This window comes from Paenibacillus albidus (assembly GCF_014644435.1).
GTDB lineage: Bacteria > Bacillota > Bacilli > Paenibacillales > Paenibacillaceae > Paenibacillus_AQ > Paenibacillus_AQ albidus.
The window spans coordinates 1-4,618 of record NZ_BMKR01000090.1 but is presented as its reverse complement, the minus strand read 5'-3'; the positions used below and the strand labels follow the sequence as shown (position 1 = coordinate 4,618).

Genomic DNA, 4,618 nt, shown 5'->3' with positions numbered 1-4,618 from the left:
ACAGAGGCGCTCTTTTTTGTTCAAAGTCTAAATTATTCATTCTACAGGAATTCTAACGGGCAGTTTAACGTAATGACTCAGGCATTTTCATTGACTGTAAAAAGCTGGATAAGTATGATTGCTTAGTAATAGAAATATTTTGAAAGTGGGGTTTTTACATGTCGTTAGGCATCCATTTTATTAAATTGAGGTAACAGCAATGAGTTAGGAATTATAGTATTCGATCTAAATTCAATTACCAAGGAGAAATCATGGACCCAAAAATAAAACTTATGTTCCTGGACGAACATGCTGCTGAAGGTGCTGAGCGCTTTGGGATTAGCCCAAAAGATCTGACTTTCATTGGAGGCTTTCAAAACTTTATTTATTCCTATAATCGCGATGAATCAAAATATATTCTCCGTTTTACTCCGAGCACACTTCGCACGTCGGAAGGACTTGCAGCTGAAATAGAATGGATTCGTTACCTATCGGAGAATGGTTTGTCGGTCTCAGACCCGGTTCTATCGGTTACTGGAAAGGATTTTGAACGTATCCAAGGGAATACGATGGATTTTTACGCAACCTCTTTCAACTATGCACCTGGCAGAAAAATCGGATATCCTGAATGCCTAGGCAATTCAATACTTTATGAACAATGTGGTCGCATAACAGGCCGTCTTCATGAACTGACCAAGCTGTATAAACCCATATCCACAAGACACACTTGGGAATTTAATGAATACCTCTTACGAGCGAAAGATTATTTACCGGCAGAGCTTCAACCAATTATTCATGCCCTTGATGAACTTAAAGCAAATCTGGCTAGTCTGCCTGTTACATCAGATAATTTTGGTTTAATTCACGGAGATATCAATGTAGGTAATTTCACGGTCAATGAATCAGGGCAAATAACGCTCTTCGACTTCGACGAGTGTCAGTACAGTTGGTATGTCGAGGACATTGCTATCCAGCTCTATTACTTGCTGTATGTATTCGGGGAAGATTCGCAGTCTGAACGTAAGGCGCAATACGAACTTTTCATTAAACATTTCGAGCTAGGCTACACTGAGGATGGCCGACAAATGCCTGACGGCTGGAAAAATAAGATGAAGCTTTTTCTTAAAATACGTGAAATTATCGTAGTCGTGGGTATGTACCGGAGTTGGGATTTAACTCAACCCGATGATTGGACCCGCGATTTCTTGCAAGATAGTAGAATGCGTATTACAAAAGGGATTTCGTTGATCGATGAGTTCTAGAACTCCTAAACTGATTTACTCATTAAGCTATCGGAGAACGCTAGTTTAATACATCGGGCAGATTAAAACCTCTCCTTAGAAGCAAACTAGATTTAATAGCTTCTAAAGGGAGGTTTTGTTATGAATTTAAATGAGTTGTGGAGTTTGTATGAGGCTGACAAACGCATTCAAGGGTTCAGTCCAAAAACATTAAAAGCATACGCCTTACAGCACAAGATGTTAGTGCTGGAGCTAGGTAATCTCGATGTCACAGAGGTAACGTTAACCATACTGAAGGAGTACTTGGCAAAACAAGCAGTACGTTTGAAGCCAAACAGCCTTGGTCATCGGATTCGTTTTATTCGTTCTCTTTTCCGGTATGCTTATGAAGAGACGTATCTGACTTTAAATCCTTCTCTAAAGTTGAGAGAACCCAAATTAGATAAGCGCATTCCTAAGTTTTTGATTGAGGAAGACGTCATACACTTGAAAATCTCATGTCAGTCACTCAGGGAAAGAGCACTGCTTGAGTTTCTCTACAGCACCGGCTGCCGGATTGGGGAGGTAGAAAAGATCAACATCGAAGATCTAAACTGGGAGAACTGCTCAGCAATCGTTAATGGCAAGGGATCGAAGCAAAGAGAAGTTTACTTTACGACAGAGTGCAAAGTATGGTTAAAGAAGTACCTGGCCAGCCGTGAGGATTCCTGCAAAGCCTTATTTGTTACCGATACGCATCCAACAAAACGAATGGCTATACCTACAATTAGGTGGGCAATAAAACGGCTTGCAGGTCGGGGAGAACTTGAAGTGAATGTGTACCCGCATCGCTTTCGACATACTTATGCATGCCAACTCCTTGATAATGGTGCTCCATTGGATTTCATTCAAGGAATGCTCGGTCATGAGAAAGCATCGACCACTCAAGTCTACGCACAACTCCGCGGCGAACGTCGGAGAGAACTTTATCGACGGTACTTTTAGTTTGTAATGGCGACGGATCATCTTTGGTATCCGTCGCTATTCAACTAAAGGGCAGGTTAATTTAGTTAATTGATGAATATCTCTACATGAACTTTCTATGGGAAGGGTCTAATCTGTGTGGTGAAAATTCGTGCGAAAAGACGACATTACAAAACAATAAAGAAAAAGATTCAGGAGTTTAAAAACGATGTGCATTTAATCACGCAGCGTCGCATGTTATAATAGCCTAATAGTTTTAATCATGAAAGAAGAGGAAAAAATGAATAAAGAGACATCCGAAAAAAAGCTATTCTATTTGGATGGTATTAGGGGGCTCGCGGCATGTACCGTGGTTATTTCGCACTACATACAAGTATTTTATCCAGCTGCGTTAAATGGAAGACCGCAACAAGCTCATTTTATATGGGATATCTGGTACGGACATTCTCCGATTAATTTATTTTATAATGGACAATTTGCCGTTTGTTTGTTTTTTGTGCTAAGTGGTTATGTGCTCAGTGTCAAAATGTTTGAAAAAGACCTCGATAGTGAGACCTTTCAAAAATTGTTGCATTCCAGCGCCATACGAAGGTACATTCGGCTTGCCGTGCCGGCAGCGGTATCCGTATTGCTTGTGTATCTAGCAATTATTACGAATGCCTTTCATCTCCAAGAAATATGGGGAACAACATGGACGGATATGAAAAAGAACTACTACGCTTTAGATACAAATGTATATACCGTTATCAAGGCTGCTATTTTTGATCCGTTTTTCCGTTTTAAAGCACATCCTTACAATCCAGTCCTTTGGACAATGAGCTATGAGCTATTAGGTTCTTTTTTAATTTTCGGTTTTCTTGCTTTATTTGGACGAGTGAAAAAAAGATGGATTGTGTATGTGGTCTTATCCATTGCGTTTAGTCAAACCTATTTTGTCGCTTTTTTGTGGGGAATGCTGCTTGCCGATTTGCTCAAGCACAAATGGGTCCAAAGTAAAATAACGGCAGTACTTGTACTTTTAATGGGGATTTACTTAGGTTCGGCGCCTTATACTCCATTAATAGGGACTATGTACGAACCCATAGAAGTGTGGACAAAAAATATCAATGAATGGATTCAATTTAACATCGATCCACGACTTCTTGCACGAACCCTAGGTTCTGCTATGATTTTGTTTGCTCTGCTTCGTTTAAAAGTACTGCAGCAAGTGTTTGGATGGAAACCGTTTGCTTATTTAGGACAGATTTCGTTTTCCCTTTACCTCATTCATTTCACTTTCCTAAATACGTTCTCCGCGTTCCTGTTTAGTATAGTGATTCATCATTTTAGTTATAATCTTGCCTATGCAATTACGTTTATGGTTTCCATGGTGCCCTTATTTATTTTGTCGCATTATTTTATGAAATATATCGATCAAGGTGCATTAAAACTAGCTCGAAAAGTTGAAAAAAAGATGACCGCATAACCAAAAAGAGCGCAGAGTTGAAACCAACAACTCTGCGCTTTTTTTGTACAGACTACCTACCTTTTGTATGGAAACTGCATTATAATTAAAAAATCTCCTTGTTCAACTAACGGGAAACGATATCTCAATGGAAACAAGAAGGCAGCCAATCAACGTGATGGGCTGCTTTTGTTCAACTAACGGGCAGTGCACTTCCAATTTGTGTTTATATTACTAGAGCGCGATTTGTATAAAATCAGTGTCTGTACTATAAAAAACTGGTTTCTTAGGGGGAAGAAATATGGCCATTTATTTTGTGAGGCATGGCGCGGACGATGAAGGATATCGTGGGGGCTGGAGTCAAAGGGGACTAAATGTTGAAGGCTATAGGCAATCAGAAAAACTAGGTTGTTATCTCGAGGATAAACAGAGCAATTATCAAATACATCGAATCGTGAGCAGTGATTTGCGACGGGCATTGGATACTGCAAATGAGATTGCTGATTTTCTGAATTTATCCGTTGAAAGTAGCAACCAGTGGAGAGAAACGAATAATGGTGTAATTGCCGGAATGCCCAATGAAATCGTCAATGAACGGTACCCAGGGCTATATTTCTCGAGTTTAAGGATGGACCAGCGGTACCCTGGCGGTGAGAATCCATTGGAGTTTTATTTACGTATTGAAGAGGCGTTTAAGCGACTATGTGAGGAGCAATCAACTAAGAATCACCTGGAGAACGTAATAATTGTTACACATGGCGGGGTTATTAATGTCGTTTACCATATTCTAAAGGGCTTAGAATGGACAAATAAAAGCAATTCGTTCCCAGCTTCAAATACGGGCATTCATAAAGTGGAGAATTTTAATGGACAATGGAAACTAACGATTGAGAATCTTATGGAGCACATATAGTTTCATGGGCTCGTTACGCTCCCTCGAAATGATTTAGTTTTCTCACGCAGGCTCATGAATTCGCAGGATTTCACCTTT

4 protein-coding genes are annotated in these 4,618 nt (G+C 39.9%); all 4 read left to right on the top strand.

From position 1 onward, the window contains the following. Window positions 1–251: 251 nt before the first annotated feature. Window positions 252–1,241 carry a phosphotransferase enzyme family protein gene (locus IEY53_RS34580; RefSeq protein WP_189032855.1) on the top strand — a complete coding sequence of 330 codons (990 nt, stop codon included), beginning with the start codon at window positions 252–254 and terminating at the stop codon, window positions 1,239–1,241. A 120-nt stretch (window positions 1,242–1,361) separates the two neighbouring features. Next, a complete protein-coding gene (locus tag IEY53_RS34575) occupies window positions 1,362–2,204 on the top strand; it encodes a tyrosine-type recombinase/integrase (protein WP_189032853.1) in 843 nt (280 codons plus the stop codon). Window positions 2,205–2,445: 241 nt separating this feature from the next. Next, on the top strand, window positions 2,446–3,648 hold the full coding sequence (locus IEY53_RS34570) for an acyltransferase family protein (RefSeq protein WP_189032851.1): 1,203 nt from the start codon (window positions 2,446–2,448) through the stop codon (window positions 3,646–3,648). Window positions 3,649–3,928: 280 nt separating this feature from the next. Next, window positions 3,929–4,540: a histidine phosphatase family protein gene (locus IEY53_RS34565; RefSeq protein WP_189032849.1), complete on the top strand. Its 612-nt coding sequence runs from the start codon at window positions 3,929–3,931 to the stop codon at window positions 4,538–4,540. Window positions 4,541–4,618 lie beyond the last annotated feature (78 nt).